Origin of the sequence: Binatus sp. (SeqCode) (assembly GCF_035272065.1) — a bacterium.
Lineage (GTDB): Bacteria > Desulfobacterota > Binatia > Binatales > Binataceae > Binatus.
Genome location: NZ_DATEQZ010000060.1, coordinates 39,326 through 64,719, shown reverse-complemented (window position 1 = coordinate 64,719; position 25,394 = coordinate 39,326). Strand labels below are relative to the sequence as shown.

The 25,394-nt window shown below is 60.5% G+C and carries 24 protein-coding genes; 22 read left to right on the top strand and 2 right to left on the bottom strand.

What is annotated here, in order from left to right:
* Positions 1-3: 3 nt before the first annotated feature.
* From nuoH to VJX68_RS11975, 7 genes are read left to right on the top strand one after another with little or no spacing between them, the layout of a single operon-like run.
* A complete protein-coding gene (gene nuoH / locus VJX68_RS12005; RefSeq protein ID WP_324095935.1) occupies positions 4-1,194 on the top strand; it encodes an NADH-quinone oxidoreductase subunit NuoH in 1,191 nt (396 codons plus the stop codon).
* Between the two features lie 9 nt (positions 1,195-1,203).
* Positions 1,204-1,770 carry a 4Fe-4S binding protein gene (locus tag VJX68_RS12000; protein WP_324095934.1) on the top strand — a complete coding sequence of 189 codons (567 nt, stop codon included), beginning with the start codon at positions 1,204-1,206 and terminating at the stop codon, positions 1,768-1,770.
* 37 nt (positions 1,771-1,807) lie between these two features.
* Positions 1,808-2,305 carry an NADH-quinone oxidoreductase subunit J family protein gene (locus VJX68_RS11995; protein WP_324095933.1) on the top strand — a complete coding sequence of 166 codons (498 nt, stop codon included), beginning with the start codon at positions 1,808-1,810 and terminating at the stop codon, positions 2,303-2,305.
* An 18-nt stretch (positions 2,306-2,323) separates the two neighbouring features.
* Positions 2,324-2,638, top strand: coding sequence for an NADH-quinone oxidoreductase subunit NuoK (nuoK, locus tag VJX68_RS11990; RefSeq protein WP_324095932.1), 315 nt, complete (start codon positions 2,324-2,326; stop codon positions 2,636-2,638).
* A 7-nt stretch (positions 2,639-2,645) separates the two neighbouring features.
* Positions 2,646-4,721, top strand: a complete 2,076-nt coding sequence (nuoL, locus tag VJX68_RS11985) for an NADH-quinone oxidoreductase subunit L (RefSeq protein WP_324095931.1) — start codon at positions 2,646-2,648, stop codon at positions 4,719-4,721.
* 36 nt (positions 4,722-4,757) lie between these two features.
* Positions 4,758-6,257 (top strand): complex I subunit 4 family protein, encoded by a 1,500-nt coding sequence (locus tag VJX68_RS11980; protein ID WP_324095930.1) that lies wholly within the window; start codon positions 4,758-4,760, stop codon positions 6,255-6,257.
* 17 nt (positions 6,258-6,274) lie between these two features.
* The gene (locus VJX68_RS11975; RefSeq protein ID WP_324095929.1) at positions 6,275-7,762 is read left to right on the top strand and encodes an NADH-quinone oxidoreductase subunit N; all 1,488 of its coding nucleotides are present in this window, start codon (positions 6,275-6,277) and stop codon (positions 7,760-7,762) included.
* A 208-nt stretch (positions 7,763-7,970) separates the two neighbouring features.
* Here the strand turns inward: VJX68_RS11975 and purU are convergent, their stop codons facing one another.
* The gene (gene purU / locus VJX68_RS11970) at positions 7,971-8,834 is read right to left on the bottom strand and encodes a formyltetrahydrofolate deformylase (RefSeq protein WP_324095928.1); all 864 of its coding nucleotides are present in this window, start codon (positions 8,832-8,834) and stop codon (positions 7,971-7,973) included.
* Positions 8,835-8,874: 40 nt separating this feature from the next.
* On the opposite strand from purU, the gene rsmI reads away from it, so the two are divergent.
* The 8 genes from rsmI to VJX68_RS11930 all read left to right on the top strand — a co-directional run bounded on the left by rsmI (position 8,875) and on the right by VJX68_RS11930 (position 16,651).
* Positions 8,875-9,759, top strand: coding sequence for a 16S rRNA (cytidine(1402)-2'-O)-methyltransferase (gene rsmI, locus VJX68_RS11965; protein WP_324095927.1), 885 nt, complete (start codon positions 8,875-8,877; stop codon positions 9,757-9,759).
* Between the two features lie 135 nt (positions 9,760-9,894).
* On the top strand, positions 9,895-10,347 hold the full coding sequence (gene aroQ, locus VJX68_RS11960; RefSeq protein WP_349255913.1) for a type II 3-dehydroquinate dehydratase: 453 nt from the start codon (positions 9,895-9,897) through the stop codon (positions 10,345-10,347).
* Positions 10,348-10,351: 4 nt separating this feature from the next.
* A complete protein-coding gene (gene accB / locus VJX68_RS11955; protein ID WP_324095925.1) occupies positions 10,352-10,909 on the top strand; it encodes an acetyl-CoA carboxylase biotin carboxyl carrier protein in 558 nt (185 codons plus the stop codon).
* Positions 10,910-10,928: 19 nt separating this feature from the next.
* Positions 10,929-12,314 carry an acetyl-CoA carboxylase biotin carboxylase subunit gene (gene accC / locus VJX68_RS11950; RefSeq protein ID WP_324095924.1) on the top strand — a complete coding sequence of 462 codons (1,386 nt, stop codon included), beginning with the start codon at positions 10,929-10,931 and terminating at the stop codon, positions 12,312-12,314.
* A 68-nt stretch (positions 12,315-12,382) separates the two neighbouring features.
* A complete protein-coding gene (locus VJX68_RS11945; protein WP_324095923.1) occupies positions 12,383-13,441 on the top strand; it encodes a DUF1573 domain-containing protein in 1,059 nt (352 codons plus the stop codon).
* Between the two features lie 63 nt (positions 13,442-13,504).
* Positions 13,505-14,356 carry a YiiX/YebB-like N1pC/P60 family cysteine hydrolase gene (locus VJX68_RS11940; protein WP_324095922.1) on the top strand — a complete coding sequence of 284 codons (852 nt, stop codon included), beginning with the start codon at positions 13,505-13,507 and terminating at the stop codon, positions 14,354-14,356.
* Between the two features lie 31 nt (positions 14,357-14,387).
* Positions 14,388-14,675 carry a hypothetical protein gene (locus VJX68_RS11935; protein WP_324095921.1) on the top strand — a complete coding sequence of 96 codons (288 nt, stop codon included), beginning with the start codon at positions 14,388-14,390 and terminating at the stop codon, positions 14,673-14,675.
* A gap of 152 nt (positions 14,676-14,827) precedes the next feature.
* Entirely contained in the window at positions 14,828-16,651 is a 1,824-nt protein-coding gene (locus tag VJX68_RS11930; RefSeq protein WP_324095920.1) for a S53 family peptidase, read from the top strand.
* Here the strand turns inward: VJX68_RS11930 and VJX68_RS11925 are convergent, their stop codons facing one another.
* Positions 16,652-19,411, bottom strand: a complete 2,760-nt coding sequence (locus tag VJX68_RS11925) for a lipopolysaccharide biosynthesis protein (RefSeq protein ID WP_324095919.1) — start codon at positions 19,409-19,411, stop codon at positions 16,652-16,654. It abuts the gene before it with no gap.
* Positions 19,412-19,519: 108 nt separating this feature from the next.
* On the opposite strand from VJX68_RS11925, the gene VJX68_RS11920 reads away from it, so the two are divergent.
* From VJX68_RS11920 to VJX68_RS11890, 7 genes are read left to right on the top strand one after another with little or no spacing between them, the layout of a single operon-like run.
* A complete protein-coding gene (locus VJX68_RS11920) occupies positions 19,520-20,032 on the top strand; it encodes a nitroreductase family protein (RefSeq protein ID WP_324095918.1) in 513 nt (170 codons plus the stop codon).
* 43 nt (positions 20,033-20,075) lie between these two features.
* Entirely contained in the window at positions 20,076-20,516 is a 441-nt protein-coding gene (locus VJX68_RS11915) for a rhodanese-like domain-containing protein (protein WP_324095917.1), read from the top strand.
* Positions 20,516-21,172: a cob(I)yrinic acid a,c-diamide adenosyltransferase gene (locus VJX68_RS11910; protein WP_324095916.1), complete on the top strand. Its 657-nt coding sequence runs from the start codon at positions 20,516-20,518 to the stop codon at positions 21,170-21,172. The genes VJX68_RS11915 and VJX68_RS11910 overlap by 1 nt, the downstream gene beginning before the upstream one ends.
* An 18-nt stretch (positions 21,173-21,190) precedes the next feature.
* Positions 21,191-21,886, top strand: coding sequence for an MBL fold metallo-hydrolase (locus tag VJX68_RS11905; RefSeq protein ID WP_324095915.1), 696 nt, complete (start codon positions 21,191-21,193; stop codon positions 21,884-21,886).
* Between the two features lie 20 nt (positions 21,887-21,906).
* Positions 21,907-22,944 (top strand): alpha/beta hydrolase, encoded by a 1,038-nt coding sequence (locus VJX68_RS11900; protein WP_324095914.1) that lies wholly within the window; start codon positions 21,907-21,909, stop codon positions 22,942-22,944.
* Between the two features lie 5 nt (positions 22,945-22,949).
* The gene (ligA, locus tag VJX68_RS11895) at positions 22,950-24,971 is read left to right on the top strand and encodes an NAD-dependent DNA ligase LigA (RefSeq protein ID WP_324095913.1); all 2,022 of its coding nucleotides are present in this window, start codon (positions 22,950-22,952) and stop codon (positions 24,969-24,971) included.
* The gene (locus VJX68_RS11890; RefSeq protein ID WP_324095912.1) at positions 24,968-25,261 is read left to right on the top strand and encodes an acylphosphatase; all 294 of its coding nucleotides are present in this window, start codon (positions 24,968-24,970) and stop codon (positions 25,259-25,261) included. The genes ligA and VJX68_RS11890 overlap by 4 nt, the downstream gene beginning before the upstream one ends.
* The last annotated feature ends 133 nt before the right edge of the window (positions 25,262-25,394 follow it).

The window sequence follows — 25,394 nt, the reverse complement described above, 5'->3', positions numbered from 1 at the left end:
TCGATGGAGACGCTGGTACAGCATCTGATCGCGTCGGGCGCGTTCGGCAAGAACGCGTCGCCGGACATGGTCGCAACGATCGTCGTGTTCGTGATGAGCGCGGTGGTGTTCCTGGGCGTCGCGTTTCCGTTTGCGGGAATCGTGAGCTGGGCCGAGCGGCGGGTGTGGGCGCGAATCCAGTCGCGGGTGGGTCCAAACCGCGTCGGGCCGCAGGGTTTCCTGCAATGGCTGGCGGACGGCGTGAAACACGTCTGCAAGGAAGACATCATTCCCGACGAATCCGACGCTCCATTGTTCAAGATGGCGCCATATCTGGTGATGCTGGCGTTCACGTTGCCGTGGGCGGTGATGCCGTTCTCGTCGTCGCTGATACTGGCGGACCTCAACGTGGGCATCCTCTATATGACGTCGGTGACTGCTCTCACGGTGGTCGGCGTGCTGATGGCGGGATGGGCGTCGAATGACAAGTGGTCGCTGATCGGAGGAATTCGATCGGCGGCGCAAATAGTCAGTTACGAAATACCGGCGGGGCTGTCGATTTTCCCGGTCGTGCTGATGACGGGCACACTATCGATGCAGGGTATCATCCGCGCGCAGGGCTGGGCACCGCAGCATTGGTTTTTGTTCGCGAATCCGTTCACGTTCGTCGCGGCCAACATCCTCTATATATCCGCGCTGGCCGAGGGTAACCGGACACCGTTCGATTTGCCCGAAGCCGAGTCGGAACTGGTGGCGGGTTTCGCGACTGAGTATAGCGGGATGCGCTACCTGTTCTTCTTCATGGCGGAATGGGGAAACCTGTTCATCATCGGCGCGATCATCGCGACGCTGTTCCTCGGCGGCTGGCAGTTCCCGCATGTGACGAAAAGTGTGGTCGTCATGAATATACTTCAGGTGATCACGTTCAACGTCAAAGTACTATTTCTTGTTTTCGTGTCGATGTGGATACGCGCGACGCTGCCGCGAGTGCGTATCGATCAGCTAATGACACTTTGCTGGAAATACTTCGTGCCGATTTCATTTGTGAATATGATCGGAACCGCAGTGTGGGTAGCCATTTGGCCCGACGGCAACGCGGCGATGGGGTATATCATGTTCGCAGGCGCGCTCGCGCTGGCGGCGGTGTTTACTCAGCGGGTTATATACTATCTCCGGCGTTCGCGGATGGAAGTTTACTTCAATCCGACTATATAGAGGCTATTGATGAGCGCGGTTTCGGAATACGTAGGAAACATTAAGGACGCTGTCACGAGTATATTCGAGGGCATGGCGGTGACGGCGTCGCACTTCATGCGCAAGCCGTACACAGTGCAATATCCGGACCGGATGCCGGTGCGCGTACAGGATACCTTGCCGTTCCGTTACCGCGGGATACTGGAAGTCGATCTCGAAATCTGCACAGGGTGCCTCGCGTGCGAGCGTGCGTGTCCGATCGATTGCATCGTGATCGTCGCCGAGAAGGATCCGCAGACGCGGCAGTTGCTGCTGTCGCAATTCGATATCGACATCGCAAAGTGCATGTATTGCGGGCTTTGCAGCGAGCTGTGCCCGACCGGATCGATCCATCATACGACGGAATTCGAGGGCGCTGACTATTCGCTGGAGAGCCTGATTCGGCGCTTCGTCAAGGATCCGGTGATGGCGTACAAGCCGAAGAAGGGGCCGGAGACGGACTCGAGAATCGCGCCGATCCTGAATCGCGGCATGACCTACCTCGATCAATGGGCGCAACCTGGCGGCGAGAAGCCCGCCGAAGAAGAGCCGGCGTAGCGCGCGCGGCTCACGCGAACCGGGGAAGGGCAAATCGATGCTCGCACAGGTAATATTCTATGCGCTGGCCGCGTTGACGGTGGGGTCGGCGATGTTAGTAGCGTTCTCGCGCAACATAGTTTATTCGACTTTCGCGCTGCTCGGCGCGTTCATGGGCGTAGTGGGTATTTACATTTTGCTCGCGGCTGACTTCGTCGCGATGGTGCAGCTACTCGTTTACGTCGGCGGAATATTGGTACTGACTATCTTCGCGGTGATGCTGACCGCGGGAATCGGGGACGTCACGGTATCGAATCGCGCGGTCGGGACGGGACCGGCAATCTTCACAGTGGGTATCGCCGGGCTGGTGATGTTGTACGCAATTGCGCGGACGCAATGGCATCAGGTGGCAGCAGTCACGCCTGCGCCGACGACCTACGCGATCGGAAACGCGTTCTTGGGTGAATACGTGTTGCCGTTCGAAGTCGCATCCCTGGTGCTGCTGGCGGCTCTTATCGGCGCGATAGTCATTTCGCGCCACGAAGCGCGGGATTAGGGGAGCGGGATTATCGGGATGGGCGGGGGAATAACGCTGAACCACTTCCTGGTTCTGAGCCTGATCGTATTTTCGCTCGGGCTGTTCACGGTTCTGACGCGGCGCAACGCGATCGGAATCCTGATGGGCGTCGAGCTGATCCTCAACTCCGCCAATATCAATTACCTGGCGTTCGCGTTTTACGGCGGCGGCAAGTACGACGGGCAGATTTTTGCGATCTTCGTAATCATGCTGGCGGCCGCCGAGGCGGTCATCGGATTGGCCGTGGTACTGGCGATTTATCAGAACTTCAAGACGATCGACGTCGATGCGACTGAGACGCTTCGTGGATAGCTGAGCGATGGATCATCCGATTCCGGTTACGTTCATCCGATTGATCGTGGTGTTGCCGCTGATCGGGGCCGCGATCAATTTTCTTGCCGGCGCGTGGCTGCAGAAGACATTCGGCAAGCATGCGATCAGCCTGGTTGGATGCGGCGTCGTGATCGCGGCGTTCATCCTCGGGGCCCGCGCGTTTCTCGCGATGCTCGCGCTGCCGCCGGAAAACCGCTTCATGCTCGACGACTTGTGGAAGTGGTTCGACGTCGGCGGACTGAATCTCGACATCGCGTTCTGGCTCGATCCGTTGTCTATGATCATGACGCTGATAGTTACCGGCGTCGGCGGGCTCATCCACATTTATTCGATCGGCTACATGCATGACGACGACGGGTACTGGCGATTTTTCGGATGGCTTAACCTGTTCACGTTCGCGATGCTGGTGCTGGTGTTGGGCGACAACCTGTGGCTGATGTTCGTTGGCTGGGAAGGCGTCGGGCTGTGCTCGTTCGCGCTGATCGGGTTCTGGTACAAGGTGCAGGCGAACACGACCGCCGGCAACAAAGCGTTCATCGTGAACCGCATCGGCGACCTGGCGTTCGTGATCGCGCTCTACAGTTTGTTCGCGGGGCTGCAGGCGCTTGGGCATCCTACCCTGGTGACGCGCGAGGTCGCGCAGTACGCGCCGCTGCTGGCGGGCGTCCCGATCGGTTTCGCGGGGTTTCTATCGGGGCATCAACTGGTGGGCTTCGTCACGCTGCTGATGTTCATTGGCGCGACGGGAAAGTCAGCGCAGATTCCGCTGTACGTGTGGCTACCGGACGCGATGGCGGGTCCGACTCCCGTGAGCGCGCTGATTCATGCGGCGACGATGGTGACGGCGGGCGTGTACATGGTGGCGCGGCTCAACTTCTTATTTTCGATGTCGCCGTTCACGATGGGCGTGATCGCGCTGGTGGGCGGGCTGACCGCGCTGTTCGCGGCGACGATCGGCGTCGCGCAAACCGACATCAAGAAGGTGCTCGCGTACTCGACCGTGAGCCAGCTCGGATACATGTTCGCGGCGGTTGGTGTCGGCGCATACGCGGCCGGCGTGTTCCATCTGATGACGCATGCGTTCTTCAAAGCGTGCCTGTTCCTGGGATCGGGCTCGGTGATTCACGCGATGGGCGGCGAGCAGGACATGCGCAAGATGGGCGGGCTGCGGCACAAGATGCCGATCACGTTCGTCACGTTCATGGCGGCGACGCTGGCGATTTCGGGCGTGCCGCCGTTCGCGGGATTCATGTCGAAGGACGAGATCATCTGGCAGGCGTTTTCGCACGGGCACACTGTGGTGTGGGCGCTGCTGCTGATCGGCGCGGGGATCACGGTCTTCTACATGTTCCGCCAGGTGTACATGACGTTCTTCGGCGAATTCCGAGGGACACACGAACAGGAGCATCACTTGCACGAATCGCCGCCGTCGATGGCGTACGTGCTGGTCGTGCTGGGCGGGCTGTCGGTAGTCGGCGGCCTCGTGAAGATTCCGGAGTTCATTGCGACGTTCAAACCGTTCGAGACCTTTCTCGATCCTGTATTCAGCTCTGAGGTTACGCGCCGGATAACCGAAGCGGGAATACATAGTCACGCGACCGAAGCTGCATTCGGATTTATCACTTTCACGATGGTGGTAATCGGATGGCTAGTGGCGGATCTGATGTATCGGCAGCAGAAAATAGATCCCGCGCGCTTTAGCCAGATGTTCGACGGAATACCTTACGAATGGGTATACAACAAATACTACGTCGATGAATTTTACGATCGAGTGGTGATACAGCCCTACCTATTCGCGACGCGGGCGCTGGCATGGTTCGACTCGAACATTATCGACGGAGTAGTTAATCTCGCGGCACGCGTAATAGTATTCCTGTCGTGGCTGTCGGGACTATTCGACCATTACGTAGTCGATTGGCTGGTGAACTTCGCCTCGAACATGACCTACAACGTCGGCGGCAGGCTGCGGCGGCTGCAGACCGGATCAATCAACGGATACCTGTATGGAATTCTGGCCGCGGTGATGCTGATACTGCTGGCGCGCGCGGTCGCACGCGCATGACGCGATATCAAGGCAAACTGGAAGAGCGAAACTGAAATGAATCACGCGCTTACGCTGATAACCTTTATTCCGATCGCCGGGATGCTGCTGATTCTCGCGCTGCCCGACTCGATGAAGAACGCATCGAAGTGGATCGCGGTGGCGGCGACGATACCGCAGCTCCTGATCGCGATTTACCTTTATGAGAACTTCGACACGACGACCAGCGCGGTGCAGTTCGCCGAGAAGACGTCGTGGATGCCATCGTACCACATTAGCTACTTCATCGGCGCGGACGGGATTAGCATTTCGATGATCCTGCTGACGGCGCTCATCATGTTCATCTCGGTGTTTGCGAGCTTCGGCATCAATCGCGCGGAGAAGGGCTACTACGCCATGCTGCTGATGCTCGATACGGGCATGATGGGCGTGTTCGTGTCGCTGGATTTCTTCCTGTTCTATATTTTCTGGGAAGTGATGCTGCTGCCGATGTACTTTCTCATCGGTATCTGGGGCGGTCCGCGGCGCGAGTACGCAGCCATCAAATTCTTCCTGTACACACTACTCGGTTCGGTACTCATCCTGCTGGCGATGCTCGGCCTGTACTACTACAGCGCGACTCCGACGTTTGATTTGACTGAGCTGGCGGCGAATTCGAGTCATTACTCAATTGGATTTCAGCGAATAGTATGGATCGCGCTGTTTATCGGGTTCGCAATCAAGATACCGGCGTTCCCATTCCATACCTGGCTGCCGGACGCGCACGTTGAAGCGCCAACGGCGATCTCGGTGATTCTGGCGGGCGTGCTGCTGAAAATGGGCACTTACGGAATTCTGCGCGTCAATTTCGCGGTACTGCCTGCCGCCAGCTACCAGCTTGCGTGGCTGTTCCTCGGCGTGATCGGCACTATCAATATAGTGTATGGCGCGATGTGCGCGATGGCGCAGACTGACTATAAGAAGCTGATTGCATATTCGTCGATTAGCCACATGGGTTACGTGATGCTCGGGCTGGCGGCGTTTACAGCGGCGGGAATCAACGGCGCCGTGCTGCAGATGTTCAATCACGGGACGATCACGGCGATGCTCTTTATCCTGGTCGGCGTAATTTACGATCGCGCGCACCATCGCGAGATTAACGGCTTCGGCGGCCTCGCGCAGCAGATGCCGATATACACGGCGGTAACGGGCTTCGCGTTTTTCGCGGGAATGGGATTGCCGGGGATGTCCGCATTTATTTCAGAAGTGCTGGTGCTGCTCGGCGCGTGGCAGACGCATCCGCTGATGGTCGCGTTCGGTGCGGCGACCGCGATACTGACCGCGGGCTATCTGCTGTGGACGTTCCAGCGAATCTATCTTGGGCCCCTGAATGAGAAGTACAAGGACTTCCCCGATCTATCGTTTCGCGAGGCGTTCACGCTGGTACCGCTCGGGATCATCGTGCTGATACTCGGCGTTTATCCACACGCGATTCTCGGCCTGCTCAATACCTCGCTGGTTCATCTCAACCAGGTTGTGCTCTCGACTTCGGGCGCGGCCGTCGCGATGCTTCACTGAGGGCCGGCGGGAGTTAGATGGATCTCGGAAATCTCGCGAGCCTTAGACATTTCATCCCGGAGATGATCCTGGTGGCCGGAATTCTGGCCATTGTGATCATCGACCTGGCGGTGAGCGACAAGTCGCGACTCGGCGCGTTGGCTCTGATAGCGGCTGCGGGGTCATTGGTAGCGATCGGCCTGGAGCCGGCGTCGTCGGGCGCATGGCTGTTTCATCGGATGCTGGTATTCGATTCGTTTGCGATTTATTTCCGCGCGCTGATCGCGCTGGCCGCGGTCGTGGCTATCTGGATGTCGATTGGTTCGGAGGAAGTGAGAGGCTGCGACCAGGGCGAGTACTACGCGATTTTGCTCGCGAGCACGTTCGCGATGTTCCTGATGGCGGAGTCGGCGAACCTGCTGATGGCATACCTGGCGCTCGAGTTCGTCAGCCTGACCTCGTACATCCTGACAGGTTTCTTGCGGCATAACCGGCGCTCGCTCGAAGCCGCGCTGAAATATTTGATTTACGGAGGCGTCGCGTCGGGCACGATGATTTACGGGATGAGCTGGATTTTCGGAATCACGGGATCGCTCGACTTCAGCGTGATCAACAGGGCGCTCTCGACGCCGGCGCATCTGCCGGTGCTGGCGGTGTTTATCGCGCTGGTGCTGATCCTGACCGGGATGGGCTACAAGGTGGCGTCGGTGCCGTTTCACATGTGGGCGCCCGACGTTTACACCGGTGCGCCGATTCCGATCACGACTTTCCTGGCGATCGGATCGAAGGCGGCGGGCTTTGCGCTGCTAACGCGGTTTTTCTTTCCTGCCATTTCGCATCTGGCGGCGGGCGGGAGCTGGACGGCGCTGGCGGGCGTCGATTGGCCGCAGTTGTTGCTGTTCGTTTGCATAATCACCATGACGCTCGGCAACCTTGCGGCGCTGCAGCAGACCAACATGAAGCGGCTGCTGGCGTACTCGAGTATCGCGCAGGCGGGATACGCGCTGATGGGATTCGTGGTGCTGTCGAACGACGGCATTCGCGCGATGCTGTTCTACCTGTTTGCCTACTATGTAATGGACGCGGGCGCGTTCCTGGTGGTGATGATCGTGGCGAACTCGACTGGGCGCGAGGACGTGGAAGCATACCGCGGGCTGGCGTGGCGCGGCGGGATCGTTCCAGCGGTCGCACTGACTATATTCCTTTTCTCACTGACAGGGATTCCACTGACCGTTGGGTTCATCGGAAAGTTCTATTTGTTTGCGGCTGTGATCAAGGGTCAGTTCTACATACTGGCTATTGTTGGAATACTCAATTCAGTAGTGTCTTTGTATTACTACTTGAAGCCGATTCGGATGATGTTCCTCGAGCAACCGCGGGGCGACGAGGGTACGGTGCGGTTCGAGGCATGGAATTACGGGCTGATGGGAGTGCTGGCCAGCGCGACGATAGTGTTCGGGCTGTACTGGTCGCCGATCATTTCGTTCGCGAATAGGTCGTTGAGTTTTTTCACCGGGCCGACCTAAATTACTTTGCCGGTTGTCTGATCGCTCGCCCGTTATTTCACGGGAGAGGTTAGGTGAGGGTTCTGCGATTCATGCACGATCTTTCCGCGAGAGGCTGGCGCATCAGCCGCAGAACCCTCACTTACCGGCCGCGATGCGGCCGGCCGCCCCTCCCCGTAAAATAACGGGCGAGGTAATCTCAGAAGCGGAACAATCGCCAGAAGAGAAGTTACTCGAAAACTATTGTTCGGTTGTGATGGAGTAGCACCTGTTTCTTCAGGTGCGCGCGGACCGCTTTGGCGAGGACCATCACTTCCAGATCCTTGCCCTTGCGGGCTAAGTCGGCGACGGTGTCGCGATGGGTCATCGGGGCGGTGGCTTGCGCGATTATTGGTCCCGCGTCCAGCTCTTCAGTCACGTAGTGCGCGGTTGCGCCGATTAGTTTGACGCCACGATCGTGCGCCTGCTTGTGCGGTCGCTGGCCGGCGAACGCAGGCAGGAAGCTGTGGTGAATGTTGACGATCGGCTGGTTCCATGCGCGCAGAAATTCGCCGGATAGCACCTGCATGTAGCGCGCGAGGACGACGTTGTCCGCGCGCATCTCGCCAAGATACTTCAGCAGGGCGGCTTCAGACTCCGCCTTGCGATCCTTCAGAACCGGAATCACCGTGAATGGAACTTCGAATGGGCGCACGAGCGATTCGAGGTCGGGATGATTGCTGACGACCCCGACCACGTCGCCGTCGAGCTCGCCGACATGATGGCGGCTCAGCAGATCCATCATGCAATGCGGCAGGCGCGAGACCATGACGATGATGCGGTCGCGTTTGGCGGCGTCGAAGAGAGCCCACTTGAGGCGCTCCCACGGCAGCAGGGAAGGCATCGAGGCGTCGAGTTCTTTGGACAGCTCGCTGACCGGCTGCCGCAGGCTTTCGAAGTGGATGCGCCAGAAGAAGTGGCCGTCCTCGTCGTCGGAGTACTGGTCGGAGGTGATAATATTGCAGCCGAGAGTGAACAGGTGCGTGGCGACGCGGGCTATGATGCCGGGTCGGTCGATGCATGAAATGAGTAGAGTAGCTTTGCCTTCGGCCACCGCGGATGACTCCCAGGACGAATAGTAACTTAGGATTGTAGTGTCCACTCGCGCAAACAAACAAACCGATACCGGCGGGATTTTGTACGTAGTCGCGACGCCAATCGGCAATCCGGACGACCTTTCGGCGCGAGCGATCCGCACGTTAGCGGAGGTCAGCCTGATTGCTTGCGAGGACACGCGGCGCGCGGGGCAGATGCTCGCGCTTCATCAGATTCGCACGCCGACGATCAGCCATTTCGAGCATAACGAGGACCGTCGAGTGCCCGAATTGATCGCGCGGCTGAAGGCAGGAGAAAAAATCGCGCTTGTGACCGACGCGGGCACGCCTGCTATTTCCGATCCCGGCTTTCGGCTGGTGCGCGCTGCGTTAGAAGCAGGTGTGCGCGTGATGGCGGTGCCGGGAGCGTCGGCGGTAATCGCGGCGTTGTCGATTGCCGGAATCCCGACTGACAGGTTCACCTTCGAGGGATTTATCGCGTCGCGCGACACGGCGCGGAGTAAGGCGCTGGATGAACTGCGTCGCGAGCAGCGCACTATGGTCTTTTACGAGGCTGCGCGCAGGCTCGCGGATACGCTCGGCGCGATGGCGGGGGCATTCGGAGATTCGCGGGACGCGGCGGTGGTCTGCGAAATAACCAAGACGTACGAGCGGACGATCCGCGGGACGCTCGGCGAGCTGGAACGGCATTTTCGCGCGACGCCGGCATTGGGCGAGATCGCTATCATTGTTGCCGGTGCTCCGCCGCGGTCGGATGTGGAGAGCATAGCGATCGATGTGCATGAAGCGCTCGAAGTTCTGCGTGAAGCGGGACTTGGACTCAAGCAGGCGAGTGCGGTAGTCGCGCGACTGACTGGCAAGGGGCGTCGCGAAGTGTACCAGGATGCGCTCAAGTCGCGCGATGATGACTCCAGTGATGACTGACCGGTGGACAGTGGATGAAAACCGCGCTTGCAGTCGCTTTGAGGGTGCGGTTCAATGAACCTCAGGAGTGGTGCGGGGATGGCGACGAGGGCTAAAGCGCGAGATACGGCCGGCGCAGCTTCGCCGGATGGCCAAATCGCGGTGCTGGTCGTCCATGGACCCAACCTTAATCTGCTCGGCGAACGCGAGCCCGAGGTTTACGGCAGGACCCGGCTTGCCGATATCGACAAGGAACTGAAGCGGCTGGGACGCGAACTTGAAATGAAGGTCGAGACGTTTCAGTCGAACAGCGAAGGCGGGATCGTGGATCGAATCCAGAAGGCGCGCGGCAAGTGCGACGTACTGTTGATAAATCCCGGCGCATACACGCACACCAGCGTTGCGATTCGCGACGCGATCGCCGCCGTGAATATTCCCGTGATCGAAGTGCATCTGTCGAATGTGTATCGGCGCGAGCCGTTTCGGCATCATTCGACGATTGCTGATATCGCGCGTGGCCGAATCATGGGATTTGGCGCCGAGAGCTATAGCCTGGCGCTTAGAGCGGCGCGCACTATTGCCGAGGAGTCGCGCCGACGGAGCGGGTGACGCCATGGCGGGCAACGAACCAGCACGCAGGCGAGCCGCGATTGCGGGAAGACACGGAGACGGGATGGAAGTACGCGAGCTGAAAACCCTGCTGGTCCTGATGCGGGACTACGGGCTGGTCGAACTCGAAATCGAAGATAAGAAGGGCAAGGTGCGCTTGGTGCGCGGCGGCGGTCGCGCGTCGGTGGACGTGACCGAGTCGGGCGCGGACGCGCATATCGCGGCGCGTGCGGCTTCGCCGATCAAGATGGCGATGAGACACGTCGAGGCGACGGCGGAAGAAGGCTCGAAGGCGGCGGGTAAAATAGATCTCGCACCGAATCAGAAGCTGATCGAAAGCCCAATGGTCGGCACGTTCTACCGGGCAGCGTCGCCGGACGCGGCGCCGTTCGTCGAAGAGGGATCGTCGGTGCGCAAGGGCCAGCCGCTGTGCATCATTGAGGCGATGAAGATGATGAACGAGATCGAATCGCCAGCCGCTGGGCGCGTGATAAGAATCCTCGCGGAGAACGGGAATCCCATAGAGTACGGTCAACCCTTGATGATCATCGAAGTGATCTGACGGGGCGGAGCGTTCGCCGATGTTCAAAAAACTGCTGGTAGCAAATCGCGGGACAATCGCAATCCGGATAATCCGCGCGTGCCGCGAGCTGGGGATTTCGACCGTCGCGGTTTACTCGACCGCCGACAAGAACGCGCTGCACGTGCGGATGGCCGACGAGTCGGTATGTATCGGGCCGCCGGCGGCTGAAGACAGCTACTTGAATATCCCGGCGATTCTCAGCGCCGCGACGACCTTCGGCGCCGACGCGGTACATCCGGGGTACGGATTTTTGTCCGAGAATGGCGACTTCGCCGAGGCATGCCAGCGCTCGGGGTTGAACTTCGTCGGTCCTCGCGCGCGTCACATTCGGTTGATGGGCGACAAGCCGCGCGCGCGTCGAATCATGAAGCGAGCGGGCGTCCCCGTGCTGCCAGGCAGCGAGGGCACGGGGGTCAGCGAGTTGCGCGAGGCGCAGGCAGACGCAAAGCGGCTCGGCTACCCCGTGCTGATCAAGGCGGCGGCGGGAGGCGGCGGCAAGGGGATGCGAATCGCTCGCGACCTTACCGAGCTGACGCGGCTGTTTCCACTGGCGCAGGGCGAATCGGAGGCGTCGTTCAGCTCGAAGAAGATGTACCTCGAGAAATTTCTCGAGCGCGCGCGTCACGTCGAGTTTCAGATTCTTGCCGACTTGCAGCGCAACGCGATTCACCTCGGCGAGCGCGACTGCTCGATTCAGCGGCGGCATCAGAAGGTGATCGAGGAATCGCCGTGTCCGATCCTGACTCCGCGGCTGCGCGAGAAGATGGGCAAGGCGGCGGTACGCGCGGCCGAAGTCGTCGGCTACTCGAACGTCGGCACAGTCGAGTTTCTGCTCGCGGGCAACGGCGAGTTTTACTTTATCGAGATGAACACCCGGATCCAGGTCGAGCACGGCGTGACCGAGATGGTCACCGGCGTCGACCTCGTGAAAGAAAGTATCCGGATGGCGATGGGCGAGAAGCTGGCGCTGAAGCAGCGGCAGGTGACCTTCAGCGGCGCGTCGATGGAATTTCGCATCTACGCCGAAGATCCCGAGCGGCACATTCCGTCGCCGGGCGTCGTTACCAATCATCACACTCCCGGCGGACTTGGCGTGCGCGTAGAGACGGCGCTGTACGACGGCTACCGCGTGCCGGTGCAATACGATCCGCTCATCGCAAAGCTGATCGTGCACGCCGCGACGCGCGCCGAAGTGATCGCGCGGGCCAAGGCGGCGCTGCGCGAGTACGTAATCGACGGCATCAAGACTAACATCCCATTGCATCTGAAGATTCTGCAAGATCCGGATTTCAACCGCGGCGAATTCTCGACCGACTTTCTAAGCCGTTATGAGCCGGCCCATCCAGAAACCGCGAATCAAGCACCGGTAAGCAAAGCCTCTTGACCGCCGCGCTCCGCGCCATGATTGATAGAGTCTAGTGGAGAGGTGGCATGGCCGGGCCTTCGAGTCACATGACTAACTTGAAAAAAAATAAACTGACACTTCTTGCACTGATAGTCGGGTTGCTCGCCAGCGCGCCGGCATTCGCGCAAGACAGCAGCATGAATCCGCTGATTCCCGGCGGTAACAGCGCGCCTCCCGGGCATGCGCCGAAGGCAGTGGTCTCCGATCCGCTGTACGATTTCGGCAGCGCGCTCGAGGGCACGATGGTCACGCATACGTTCACGATCAAGAACAACGGCCAGGGCTATCTGGATATTAGCGGCGTGAAGACCTCGTGCGGATGCACGACGGGTCAGCCCTCGAAGATGCACGTCGCGCCCGGCGACACGAGCGATATAGCGGTGTCGTTCGATACGCATTTCCAAAAAGGCCACCAGGTGCGCACTATCACGGCGTTCACCAACGATCCCGACAATCCGCAGGTCGCGATGACGATGCAGGGGATCGTCAAGAAGCAGGTCGAGGCGGTGCCGGGCGAGGTTTCATTTGGCACCGTGAAGAGGGGAACCGAAGACACCAAAGAGTTGCTCGTCAACGATCTCAATCCGGGGCGCGGGGCGTTCTCGGTCGGTCCGGTGAGCAACTCGAATTCTGCGATCAAAGTGGTGCAGGAAAAGCGTCCCGACGGCAAGCCCGGCGCGCTGCTCAAAGTGTCGCTGCTCAAGACGATGCCGGTCGGGCCGTTCGACGACACGATCAAGATCACGACCAATCGCGTGCCGCTGCAGGTCGACGTGTTCGGAACCGTGACGGGTGATTTGAATATCGATCCCGCGCAGGTTTCGTTCGGCATCGTGCCGCGCGGTCAGGACATCGTGAGAATTTTCAAGCTGAGCAACCAGGGGTCGCATCCCGTGAAGGTGCTCGACGTAGCGAGCAGCAGTCCGGCCGTCGGCGCGGTCGCGGAGCCGGTCACGCCGGGCAAGGAATACAAAGTGACCGTCACGCTGAGGCATGGCACTCCCGACGGGCAACTGCGCGGGAATCTGACGATAAAGACCGACGACCCGGATCAAGCAACGCTGAACGTACCCTTCTACGCAATTGTGGGGCAGTACAAGACCTGAGGTTCGACGCGAATAGTGGCTCGGCGCAAGAAATCGGGGATCATTTCCTGGTTGCTGGACCGGATGAGCGAGTGGGCCGTCGGTCTGCTCACCAAGCCTCTCAAGAGGTACGCGCTTCAGATCCCGAACGACATCGCCGCGCTCAAGCGTCACATCCGCAAGGGCGACGTGATTTTAGTCGAAGGCAACGAGCGAATCAGCGAATGCATCAAGTACCTGACGCAAAGCTCGTGGTCGCATTCGGCGCTATATGTCGGTGACGAACCGATTCGGCGCAACCCCGAGTTGAAGGCGCCGCTGGTCGCGAAGTTCGGCGAAGACGCGAACTTCCTGATAGTCGAGGCGATCGTCGAGGCGGGCGTGGTGCTCTCGCCACTCAGCAAATATCGCGATTTCAACATGCGCGTGTGCCGGCCGTTCAACCTGTCGGCGGCGGACCTGGCCGAGGTGATGGACGAGGCGATTCGCAGCGTCGGCGACACCTACGATTTGCGCAACGTGATCGATCTCGCGCGCTACTTCCTGCCGGTGAGCCTCGTGCCCCCGCGCTTTCGCCGCCAGGCGCTGCAGTTCGGCAGCGGCGAGCCGACGCGGGTGATCTGTTCGAGCGTGATCGCGTCGTCGTTTCATCGCGTGAAGTTTCCGATCGTGCCGAGCTACGAGCAGTTGCCGCCCGATGTGGTGCCGGAAGTCCCTAGGCGCAAGCTGTGGCCGATCGGCACGAGGACGACGGGTGCGCTGCAATATGGTGCTCTCAGGATGGTCTCGCCGACGCTGATCACGCCGCGCGATTTCGACTTGTCGCCCTATTTCGAGATCATCAAATTCAATATTATCGAGAACATGCGCTTCGACTATCACAAGATTTTGTGGGCCGACGACGCACCGCCCGCGCCCGTAAAGAAAGGCGCGTAGTGGCGAAACATCGGCACCAGGGGAGCATCCAGTGAACAACGAAAACGCACGACAGCATGCAGGCGGCCGCCGCGAACTTCTCGAAAAGACGATCGCGAAGATTCTGCATCGCCATTGCAACTTCGGATGGGCGAACTACTACATCCCGAGCGAAAAGTTCCCGAGCCTCATCGAGGAGCTGGTCGAGGTGATGAGCCCCGGCGGGCAGGCCGGTCATGACGAACTGGTGCAGTTTTTTCTAGGCGTGCAGCGCCTGTCGTCAATCCAGGAGCGAGTGGCGAAGCTCGAGCAGGTATTTTCGGTCTACAAGCGCAGCTGACCCTTCCGCGACGCGGCTTGCGCGACCGCCCGCCATCAATCAAGATGTGCAGCCGCTTTGGTGGATGCTCAAGCGTCTGACTCACAAGATCATCCGAACAAATCACATCCAGCGCCTGCAAACGGCTCGCGAGATTGGTGTCCTTGGCGTCGATGAATCATAAGAAAAAACTAGTGCTGGTTATCGCAGCAGTCTATGTGTCCGTGAGTTTGCTGTTTTCGTTCCGAACGTCGCGCGCGATGACCGAGAAAGCGACGACCGTCCCGGGCAATCATCCGAATATCGCGATAACCTCGCGGTGGCGTGGTGCAGATGCCGGCAGGCAGTTGCAAATGAACGCGGTGCTCGCGCTGCGCAATCAAAGTGAGTTGCGGGAACTCAAGCACGAACTGCAAAAGCCCGGTTCCGCGAACTACCACAAATGGCTCAGCACGGCGGAGTTCATGCGCCGCTTCGGTCCAACGCAGAGTCAGATGGACAACGTTGTGACCTGGCTAGGGGCAAGCGGCTTCACCGTAAGGGAGACCAGCATCGGCACGCGCAGCGTCCGCTTCAGCGGGAGCGTGGCGGATGTCGCGCACGTGTTTTCCACGCGAATTGTAAGCAATGACACCGCCTACGCTAACGTCTCCGACCCGCAAGTTCCCGCTTCTCTGAGCGGCACGATCGTCGCCATTCTCGGTTTGAGCGGCCCGCTCCGGCCAGGCACGCGCGCGATCGGCGACGCGGACGTGGCCGCGCCCGAATTTCGCATCGACGGAACGAAGCATCTCTCGCCGCAGGATTTCTGGACCTTTTACGATGAGCATACGCCGACGAATGCGAAAAATATCGGCGGTACCGGGCCGGGCGATTGTATTGGACTGCTGGAATCGCAATCTGTCGATCCACGAGCACTCAAGCAGTTCACCAAGCGATTTCACTTGCCGCCGGTGAATCTGACGGTGACGCCCACCAACCCGGCTAACGAGGTGCCGTTGGCTACTGCCAATGAGCCTTACCTGGATGTGGACTGGGCGCATGCGGTCGCTCCCAACACGCCGATCGTGCTCTACGTCACTAACGACACTGCTCCAAGCCAATTCGAAGCGCTCGCACTTGCGGTTTACCAAAACGCGTGTGGCGCGATCAGCTCTAGCATTCACGATTTCCCGATGTGTCCCGACTTTGCGCAGATCTCGGCCTACGCCGACGTCGAGGCGCAAGCCGTAATGCAGGGGCAGACCTACTTTCACGCGTCGGGTGATTTTGGCTCATATTTCGACTGCGGCCAGCCCACTGCGATGCCGGGCAACACGGACGTCCAGCCGAGTATCGATGAGAGCGCGGCGAGCGAAGACGTGACCGAGGTCGGCGGCACGCAGTTCGATCCGAGCTACGACGCAAAGGGCCGTGTCACTTCCACTATCGGCGCCGGCGTGGAGCACGTCTGGAACAAGTGGAAGAATCCGACCGATCCAATCCCGCGTCCGCCTCAGAAGGGCGCCAGCACCGGAGGGGTCAGCATGGTCTTCCCCGTGCCGACCTGGCAGGACGGCATTGTGCCATATGGGTTTCCCAAGGGAGGCGTTCTCACCATGCGTGGTGCGCCAGACGTCTCCGCGGTGGCGAACACGGACGAGCCGGGACTATGGATCGTCACCACCAATGCGATTCAGAAACAAAACGGGAAAGGCTGCGGTGCGCCCTACTGCTTCACAGGCGAGGGTGGCACCAGCGCGGGCTCGCCAATCTGGGCCGGAGTCTCACGGCTGCTGGCGGAGACTCTGAACACAACCCGGCTGGGCAATATCAATCCGCGGCTATATGAAATGGTCGCCAAGGGCAGTGCTGCGCTGGTTGACGTGTCGGAGGTGGGCGAGAATTGCCCGTACTCGCAGTGCGATAGATTTCCCGGCTATCAGGTTGGTCCCGGCTACGATTTGGGCACCGGACTCGGCAGCCCCGACATCAATACCTTGCTCGCCGACTTCTGATTAGTGCAGTTCGGCTTTCAGTGCGGTTAGTGCTGCGGCGTCAGTGGCCGCCTCTTTGACCAGGTTGCCCGGGAAGCGATCATGTAGCGGGCTCACGCTCGATCCCAACTGCACGACGCGATGCGCCATGCGCGCGACGGCGCCGAACGGCGCGGGCACCAGCTCGGCGGCGTCGCGGAACTCGGCCAGGCTCGCGTCGTCCCATCCAAGCAGGCCGCTCAGGAACATGTAGATAGGCAGCGATCCGATCAGGCTGAGCAGCACAACCAGCCATCCGCTGCCCGCATGGCCCGGTCCCTGCCACACCGCGAGCGCGAAGCTGCGCAGGATCACGTAATTGCCGAGCGCCGCGAGCGCCGGGTTGACCAGCGTCTGCCAGATGCTGAGGGAAGGCCACGCGACCAGCATACCCATCAGCGGCCACGCGACGATCGATCGCAGTATCGACGAGATGAGAAAGGCGAAGAAGACTCCCTCGAACCCGTACCATTGCAGCATGTACCAGGTCAGCACGACGCGGCTGACGTGCTCCAGCAGCGCGGTCCATGTGAAGGTGCCCGTGCGGCCCACACCCTGGAATACCTGGTCGGGTAGGCGCGTGCTGAAGTCAGCCAGCCGCCACAGATGCATCAGCCACATGACGGTTGCCGCGCGCACAAACTGCGGCGGCAGCAGGCCCTTGATGAAAACGTCGGAGAACGCGATGAACGTCCCGCCGAGCATCGAGCTCACCATGATTCCCCAGCGCAGGCCCTGGTCGAGGTAGCGTCGCGTCAACGCCATTTTAGCCTGCGAGTAGCTCTCGGATATCGACGGCATCAAGGTCGTGAAAATGTACGCGCCGGTTTCCAGATAGCCGAACGAGAAAGCGAAGGTGAGCAGGAAAATTTCGTTGAGCTCGAGAAAGTCGGGCAGCAGCATCGCCATCAACACCGGCACCAATCCCCAACTGATGGCGACTGCAAGCTGTCCGCCGGTGAGCTTCGCGCCGTACACGATCGATTTCTTGATCGTCGCGCGGTCGAAGTGCGCGAGGAAAATCGTCACCAGGTTGAAGCCCATCTTTTCGTAGAAGATTGAACAGAACAGGCCCATCAGCAGGTTGGCGATCACACCGCCGATCGCGAAACCGAAAACTACGCCCATCCCTTCGCCGAACACCGGATGCATCAGGCCCCACTGGCGCATGTAAACGCCGCAAATCATCTGCACGACGGGATTCAGCACGTAGGTCAGGACGATCAGCAGTTGCGCGTAGTCGAACCGCTGCAGCGCGCGGAACAGCGAGAAGAAAATCGAGATGAAGCCGGGGAACTGGATCAGCGTGTGCAACACGACGAACCATGCCAGGTAGGCGACCGGCGTATGCGGTAGCCACGCGGCGGCGGCCAATCCCAGCGCGGCGATTTGGAACATTCCGGCGATTGCGTGGAACCAGATGAAGAACTGGGCGAAGGTGATCGCGCGGGCGGGGTCGGTCAGGCGATACTCGGCGAAGTATTTCACCATCGCCTGGCTCGTGCCGAGGTCGAGCAGCGTGAAAAAAATCAGCATGAACTGAACGACGGCCGCCCACGCGCCGCGCGCTTCGAGAAACGGATTGACGAAGTTGCGCTCGATATAAAACGTGACCGCGAAGTTCAGCGGGATCATGATGATCAGCGAGAGCAGGTAGTTGTAGAAGAAGCCGCTGAGCGGCCGATGGAATCCGACGATCTCCCATCGCGGATCACCGCGCGCGGTGTCCATTCCTGCCTTGGTCTGCGTTGCGGGTGCGGCAGCGGCGGCGCCGAGCGACGCCGGCTGAGGCTTTGCGGACAGCGTTGAGCGGTAAAAGTGCTCGAGCAACTCGGGATGGCGCAGGCTGTAACGCCGCACGAACACGTACGCGATGACGAACAGCGTGAACATCGCGAGAACGATCGCGGCGAGGATCCTGACCTGCGCGCGATTGGGCACCGGCGACGCGATCCAGTCGCCGTACGCGACTAACGGGACGCCCGCCGCCGCGCGTGACATCCCGTACAGCAGCCAGTTGAAGTACGGCCAGCGCTGGAAGTCGTAATTCTCCGCGCCCTCGATTCCCTCGAGCATCGTCAGCATGCTCGCGATTCGCGCGCTCTGGTCGCCGTTGCGGAGCCATTCGTTGAGCACGTAGATGGTGCCCTTGCCGGAGTGCATGCGAACCAGGATGGGAGTCGCGGGCGCGACCGGGTCGCGCGGATTTGTCTTGACGAGAACTTCTGCCCCTTTCACGTCCAGGAGCGAGCGCTCGTGCACCCGCACCGCGGACAACCAACTGATGTTGCGCGCGAGCGGGTCGGCTTTCGGCCCGGCCCAGTTGACGACCGCCGCAATATGTTCGAGACCCTGGCCGTGAGCCGCTCCGCGCGCGACATCCACGGTGCCGGTCTGTTTGATCGCGCCGTTGGTTAACGACGCGAGCGCGGCGGGGTCGGTATGCCTTCCGAGAATCAGCACGACGCCCATCCCCGATGCGACCCGCGCTTTGAGCGCTTCAAGCCCGGGGCCGGCAGGAGGTAGATTGTCCTGATAGACGGCAGTAGCGGCGTCGTCGAGATTCACGACGCGATGCGTACTCGGATCGAGCAGCAGGCGCATGAGTACGAGGTCTTCGGAGCCGGAATAGTAGATGTTGAATTGGGACTCGCCCGCGTGCGTGAGAGCGGGAATGAGAATCGCGATAAGAAGCGCGGCCAGGGTCCGCGCAAGATGTTTAACGGATATGGATTCCGCCACGAACCGATACCGCAAAGCGCTCCCCCGAATCGAACTGGATTCAACGGCCGGTTGATACTACAAGTTTTTGTGGCTTGACGAACGAAATTTCAGATGGAGGCGGATTCGATGGACGCTCTTGAAGCGATTCTCTCACGCCGGGTGCAGCGCGTGTTCGCGGACAAACCGGTGGAGCGCGAAAAACTCGCGAAGATCGTCGAGGCCGGGCGCCATGCGATGAGCGCGCGCAACCTGCAGCCGTGGCAGTTCGTCGTGATTCAAAATCGCGGCACGTTGAAGGAGATTGGCGCGCTATGCTCGACCGGCCGGTTCGTCACTGACTCGCCGTCGGCGATCGTCGTGCTTAAGGACGTCGCCAATGCGCGATGGGCCGACGTGGATTGTGGGCAGGCCGTGCAGAACATGGCGAATGCGGGATGGGCACTCGGCCTCGGCACCTGCTGGGTCGGCAATTTCGACGCGCCGAAGATTGGCGCGATGCTCGGCGTCAAGGACGGATGGGCAATTTTCACGATTCTGCCGTTCGGCTACGCCGATCCCAAGAATCCACCGCAGTCGAAGCCGCTCAAACCGCGCGGCGAGATAGTGCATTATGAGCGCGTAGGAAATCCCAAGCCGTAAAGATCTGATAGAGTCTCGACACTGAAAAAAGGAAGTTTTTGCAATGGCGATAAAACAGCAGGTTCCACCAGAAGCGCACGAGACGCTCAAGAATAATCGCGACGCGCTCTACCTTGATGTTCGCACCGAAGGAGAATTTGCGGCCGGACACGCAGGCCGCGCGATCAATATTCCGGTGATGGTGGCGAAGGGTCCGGGGCAGATGCAGCTGAATCTGGATTTTGTCGAAGTCGCCGAGAAAGTAATTCCGAAGGGCAGAAAACTCGTCGTCGGATGCTTGTCTGGCAGACGTTCGCAGCGCGCGTGCGAGATGCTCGAAGAGGCGGGCTTCACCGACCTGACGAACATGGTCGGCGGCTTTGGAGGCCAGCGCGACGCGTCGGGCAAGGTCGTCGTCGCCGGATGGAGGGACGCCGGTCTTCCGGTGACTACCGACCTCGGCGACGCGGCCTACGCGGCGCAGAAAGCGAAGGCGGGAGTCTGATGGCGATACGCCTCACTCGGATCTACACGCGCACCGGAGACAAGGGGCAGACTGCCCTCGTCGGGGGCAAGCGCGTGCCCAAGGAGAGCGCGCGGCTGGAGGCGTACGGCACGATCGACGAGCTGAATTCGATCGTAGGAATCGTGCGCACCTACCTGCCGGATTATCGCGACGGGTTCGGCGCCGACTTCGAGCCGTATTCCGAAACGCTGCGGCGGATTCAGAACGAACTCTTCGACGTGGGCAGCGAACTCGCGACGCCGCCCGACGGCGAGTATCCGCAGATGCATAAGATGGGCGCAGGCAAAGTTAAGAAGCTCGAAGAAGAGATGGACGCGATGGAGAAGGAGCTCGAGCCGCTGAAATCCTTCACGCTGCCGGGCGGTGGCGTGCTAAACGCGTTCCTGCATCAGGCGCGCACGGTATGCCGGCGCGCGGAGCGCGTGTGCTGGCGCCTGAAGCGCGAGGAGGACATCAACGACAGCCTCATCATCTATGTAAACCGCCTCAGCGACCATCTGTTCGTGCAGTCGCGATGGGTTGCGAAGCGGCTCGGCGAACCCGAATTTCTTTGGGACCGCGCGCTTCGGATCGAAGAGGAAGAGAAGACGGCTCGCGCTGCAAAGAATAAGACGAGTCGCGGCGCGAAATCCTGAGCGTCGGAGAAATTAGCGATGGCTGAAACTGGGAAAATCTATCTTCGACAGGCGCAGATCGGCCCGATGGCGAATTTCGTGTACCTGGTCGGCGATCCCGTTACGCGCAAGCTGGCGGTCGTCGATCCGGCGTGGGACGTCGAGGCGATTCGCAAATTCGCGGAGTCGGAAGGTTACGAGATCGACAAAATCCTGATTACGCACTATCACCCGGATCACCTGGGCGGCCACATGATGGGCCAGAATATCGAGGGCGCCGCCAAGATGCTCGAACACGTGAAGGCCAAGGTCAACGTGAACAAGCACGAGGCCGAGGGCGTCAAACAGGTCGCGGGATTGTCGGACTCCGACATGGTCAAAGTCGATGCGGGCGACACGTTGCGCGTCGGCGAACTCGAGGTGAAGTTCCTGCACACCCCCGGGCATACGCCGGGCTCGCAATGCTTCCTGGTCGAGGGCAACCTGATTTCCGGCGACACGCTGTTTGTGAACTCGTGCGGACGCGTTGACCTGCCGGGCTCGGATCCCGAGGCGATGTATCACAGCCTGAACGACACGCTGCGAAGTCTCGACGACGCGACGGTGGTGTATCCGGGGCATGCGTATTCGTCGGAATCGAGCACGACGATCGGCGACCAGAAGCGTCACAATATGTACATGCGATTTCCGACGCTCGACGATTTCCTCGACGCGATGGGCTATCCGCGCCGCTAGCAATTTTTGACCTCCGATCTATGAGCGAAAAGAGCAACTCACGCGTCGAGTTGGCGGTTCTTCCTGCGGACTTCGCGCCCGACGGCGTGCCGTATGCCGTTCTTGTCCCGTCCGGCTACGACGATGGAGCGTCGTACCCGCTGTGCCTGTTGCTGCACGGCGGCGGTGGCAGCCGCGAGAATCTCGCGTCTCTCAAGCCGCTGTATGACGAGTGGTGGGCCGCCGGTCTCATGCCGCCGATGGTGATCGCGTCGGCCAGCACCGACGCGATGAGTTACTACCTCGACCATCCTGACGGAAGCGCGCGCTGGGAGACTTTCATCGCGGAAAACTTTCCCGAATATCTTCGCGAAAAGTACAACGCCGGGCGCAATCGCGCCGCGACGTTCATCGCGGGGATCTCGATGGGCGGTTACGGCGCTCTGAAGATTGCGTTCGCGCGTCCCGATCAGTTCGCCGCGGTGGCTGCGATCCAGCCGCTGCTCGAGCCCGGCTTCCGCGACACCGAGATTGGTGCACGCAATCGGCTCCATCATGGTGTCGGTGGCCCACGCGAGTTGCTCGGGGAGCGTCGCGACGTGGCGCTGTTCGAGTCCAACAATCCGGCCAACCGGGCTCGCGCCAATGCGCTTGCGATCCGAGGCTCCGGGCTCGCGATTTACCTCGAAGTTGGCGACGAGGATTTCCTCAACGCGCACGACGGCGCCGAATTTCTGCATCGCGTGCTGTGGGACCTGGATATTTCTCACGAGTACCGCCTGATTCGCGGCGCCGATCACGGCGGGCCGACGTTCGTGCCGAGAATCCGGGACGCATTCGCGTGGCTCGGTTCGATTGTGGCTGAACAGCGCGCGGCGTCTGCGGAGCCGGCGGCCGATGAACGCGCGGTGAGCGATTGGGTAAGTCGTGGACTCGCCGGCGATCCGCCACCGGTCGATCCGAGCAGCAAGGCGTTCACCACAATGCTTCGCGCGCAGTTGAAGCCCGTGCGCGATCAGGCCGCCAAGGCCGATCCAACCACGCTCAGGCGCTATGGCATTTTGCCGAAAACGAATTGACCGCGATGCGTGAGGATTCGCACAAGCTCGCCGCGCAAGCCGAAAAGCTGCGCGAGGAGATCAACCGCGCCAACTACTGCTACTACGTTCTCGACGAACCGGAAATTTCCGACGCCGAATACGACAAGCTGATGCGCCGGCTCGAGGCGCTCGAGCGGGAACATCCGGGGCTCGCCACTCCCGATTCGCCCACGCAGCGGGTGGGCGCGGCGCCGAGCGAAAAATTCGGCGTGGTGGTGCATCGGCGGCCGATGATGTCGCTCGGCAACGCGATGGACGCCGAGGAGATGCGCGAGTTCGACAAGCGCATCAAGCGATTGCTGAAATCCGACGCCGAAATTGAATACGTCGCCGAAGTAAAGCTCGACGGACTCGGGATCGAGCTGGTTTACGACAACGGCCGGCTGATCGTCGGCTCGACGCGCGGCGACGGAATCAACGGCGAAAACGTCACGCAGAATATCCGCACGGTTAAGAGCGTGCCTCTCAGATTGCTGAATCCGGAGCACGGCAAAATCCCGCGCGTCCTCGAGGTGCGCGGCGAGGTGATCATTCCGCGAAAGGCATTTGCCAAGATGAACCAGGAGCGCGACGAGGCCGGCGAGCCGGTGTTCGCGAATCCGCGCAACGCAGCGGCGGGGGCTCTGCGCCAGCTCGATCCGAAGATCACCGCGTCGCGGCCGCTCGACGTTTTCTTGTATGCGCCGGGCGTGATCGAGGGCGCCACGTTCAAGTCGCAGTGGGAGTTTCTGCAAGGGATCAAGGCGCTGGGGCTGCGCGTGAATCCGCTGTCGCGCTTATGCAGCGGTATCGATGCGATCCTCGAATACTGGAACGAGATCACCGAAAAGCGGCACGAGCTGGACTACGAGGCCGATGGCGTGGTCGCCAAAGTGAACTCGTACGCGCTCCAGGAGCAGCTCGGCGAGGTCTCGCGCTCGCCGCGCTGGGCGATAGCATACAAGTTCAAGGCACAGCAGGCGGAGACGGTGGTCGAGAAGATCGACGTGCAGGTCGGCAGAATCGGATCGTTGACGCCGGTCGGCAAGCTTCGCCCAGTACAGCTCGCGGGCGTGACGATTTCGAATACTTCGCTGCACAACCTCGACGAGATCCGGCGCAAGGACATCCGCGAGCGCGACACCGTGCTCATCGAGCGCGCCGGCGACGTGATTCCATACGTCATTCGCGTCACCAGGCAGGGCCATCCGCGCGCGAAGCCGTTCGAGATGCCCCAGCATTGCCCGGAATGCGGCGCAGCGATCGTCCACGAAGAAGGCGAAGTCGGTTACTTCTGCGTCAACGCGAATTGCCCGGCGCGGATGCGCGAATCTATCCGGCATTTCGCGTCGAAGGGATGCCTCGATATCGAAGGGTTGGGCGACAAGCTGGTCGGACAGCTGGTCGAGAAGGGGCTGGTGAAGGAGCTGGACGATCTGTTCCATCTGACGAAAGAACAGCTCACGGGGCTGGAGCGGATGGCCGACAAGAGCGCGCAGAACGTGCTCGACGCGATCCAGAAAGCGCGCAAGACTTCCCTCGACAGGTTCATCAACGGACTGGGGATACGGCACGTCGGCGAGCATACGGCGCGGCAACTGGCGTTGAAGTTCAAGACGATGGACGCGCTCGCGGCAGCGTCGGAGGACGATTTGCTGGGCGTGCGCGATATCGGGATGGAAGTTGCGCACAGTATCTGCGAGTACTTCGACGAGCCGCGAAATCTGAAGACCGTCAAGCGGCTGATCAAAATCCTCGACGTCGAAACTCCGGCCGAAGTCGAAGGCCGTGGCGCATTGCGCGACAAGACGTTCGTGCTGACCGGGACGCTCGAATCGATGACGCGCGAGGAGGCCGAGCGCAAGATAATGGCGGCGGGCGGCCGCGTCACCTCGTCCGTGAGTCGCAAGACGGACTTCGTGGTCGCGGGCGCGGAACCGGGCTCGAAGCTGAAGAAGGCCCAGGATTTGGGAGTCAGGGTGCTTGATGAGAAGTGTCTCGAGTCGGTTCTTGCGGGAGAGGGTTGACTGCTCAAAACAAAGCGGGGCGCGCGAGGTTGCATCTGATCGTCAGCGGGCGGGTGCAGGGGGTTGGCTTTCGATTCTCGGCGTACGACGAGGCGAAAGATCTGGCGCTTGCCGGATGGGTGCGCAATGTCGCCAGCGGCGGGGTCGAAATTGTGGCAGAAGGCAAGCGTGAGAACTTGCAGATGCTGGCGGCGTGGGCACATCTGGGCCCACCGTCAGCGCACGTAACTGCGGTACGCGAGGACTGGCTCGATTTTACTGGCGAATTTACCGAGTTTCGGATTCGATGATCCGACCCCCCAAAGGCGGGCCTTTAATGGCTCTCTTGGATTAGCTATGCTTCAAATCCGCGTGTTGGAGTATTTGCAGGGCTTCGGAAGATCGGAGTAATTTTTCAATCAGGCTCTAACCACAAGGAGATTG